Here is an 844-nt window from a genome sequence, read left to right on the forward strand (position 1 = left end):
AGGCCATCGCGGTCGCGGGCAGCCCCTCGGCGTGGCGGTGCGCGGCGAGGGCATCGAGGAAGACGTTCGCCGCCGCGTAATTGCCCTGCCCAGCCGCCAGAACCAGCCCACCGGCAGACGAGAACATCACGAACGCCGACAGATCCATGTGCGCCGTCAGCTCGTGCAGATGCCACGCCGCATCCGCCTTCGGCCGCAACACCGCATCCATCCGCTCCGGCGTCAACGAACCCACCACACCGTTGTCCGCCACACCCGCCACATGCACCACACCCGACAACGGGCGCTCCAGACCGTCCAACACGGCCGCCAGCGCCTCCCGATCGGCCACATCACACGCCACGACCACAACCCGCGCACCCAAACCCACCAGGTCATCGACGAGCTCGCCGACACCCGGCGCATCCGCACCCCGCCGGCCCGCCAACACCAGATGACGCACACCGTGCTCGACCACCAGATGACGGGCCACCAACGCACCCAGACCACCCGTACCACCCGTGATCAGCACCGACCCCGAGCCATCCCACACCGGGCCACCGGCATCCGCACCGACGGCCAGCCGAGCCAGCCGCGGCACCAACACCCCACCACCACGAACCGCCAACTCCGGCTCACCCAAAGCCAAAAGCAGCCCCAGCTCCTCCACCGACCCATCCGAGTCGATCAACACGAACCGGCCCGGATTCTCCGCCTGCGCCGCACGCACCACACCCCACACCGGCGCCTGCCGCACATCAACCCGATCGCCGTCCCCGACAGCCACCGCACCCCGCGTCACCACCGCCAACACCGAGCCCTCACGCTCGTCCGCCAACCAGTCCTGCACCGCCGCCAACACCCG

Annotated in this window: 1 protein-coding gene; it reads right to left on the reverse strand. The window is 69.9% G+C overall.

Annotated features, from left to right (window positions below):
• Positions 1-844: beta-ketoacyl reductase (locus tag ACIPUC_RS37280; protein WP_446594880.1), on the reverse strand; the 844-nt coding region annotated here is incomplete at both ends.

The organism is Streptomyces sp. LARHCF249 (assembly GCF_052871255.1).